Below are 795 nucleotides of genomic sequence, written 5' to 3' on the forward strand. Positions count from 1 at the left end.
GGTAGGTTGTCGAGGATCACGACGTCTCCTGGCCGCAATGCAGGTGCGAGGATGCCTTCGACATAAAGCTCAAACATCGCGCGATCCATCGCACCATTGATCACGCCAGTGGCATCTATGCGATCATGTCGCAAACCAGCGATGAATGTCTGGGTGGTCCAGCGCCCAGCGGGCGCATGGTCGATCAGCCGGTCACCGACCGGGGCCCAACCACATGTCTTTGTCATGTTGGTCTTCAGACTGGTTTCGTCGATAAACAGGAGGCGTTCCAGATAGTTACGCATGAAGGGCTGGCGGCGATTGATCCAGATCGCCCGGTCCCGCGCGACATCGGGGCGCTTCTGCTCACTGGCCCGCAGGTCTTTTTTTGTGTGACAGACCGAGCCGGTGTAGCAAACCGCCCACCGAAGAACGGTGCACTGCGATCCCATGTTCGCGCTCCAGAGCAAACCGCAGTTCGTCCAGTGTCGTGGCTGGCCGCGCCTGCATCTGCTCACGCACCCAACCTGACACACCGGACAATTTGCCATGGCCACGGCGGCCTTGCGGCTTTGGGTCCAGCCTCCCGGTTGTCCGCTTCAGCTTGACCATATCGTTCACAAACTTGATCGAAACACGAAAATGCGCGGCTGATGACCGGTGCGTGTTGCCTTCCTCCACAAAGGCGACAACCCGCTCCCGCAACGCGAGGGGATGTGGTTTACCCATCTGCTACCTCCATATCTGCTCAAAGATATGGAATCACGGATCAGAAAACTGGGGAAGACTGAATCTGATAAAGCCAGACGCGCTCTA

Annotated in this window: 2 protein-coding genes; both read right to left on the bottom strand. The window is 57.9% G+C overall.

From position 1 onward, the window contains the following. A partial coding sequence (locus ACR0CW_RS23175) for a transposase (RefSeq protein ID WP_480789589.1) occupies positions 1-284 on the bottom strand: 284 nt, incomplete at its 3' end. 61 nt (positions 285-345) lie between these two features. Then, on the bottom strand, positions 346-708 hold the full coding sequence (locus ACR0CW_RS23180; protein ID WP_480767165.1) for a helix-turn-helix domain-containing protein: 363 nt from the start codon (positions 706-708) through the stop codon (positions 346-348). Positions 709-795 lie beyond the last annotated feature (87 nt).

It is taken from the genome of Ruegeria sp. CH6 (assembly GCF_056537005.1).

Excerpts from the sequence above, each read along its gene's own strand:
- ACR0CW_RS23180 (WP_480767165.1), bottom strand. The coding sequence starts at position 708 with ATGGGTAAACCACATCCCCTCGCGTTGCGGGAGCGGGTTGTCGCCTTT.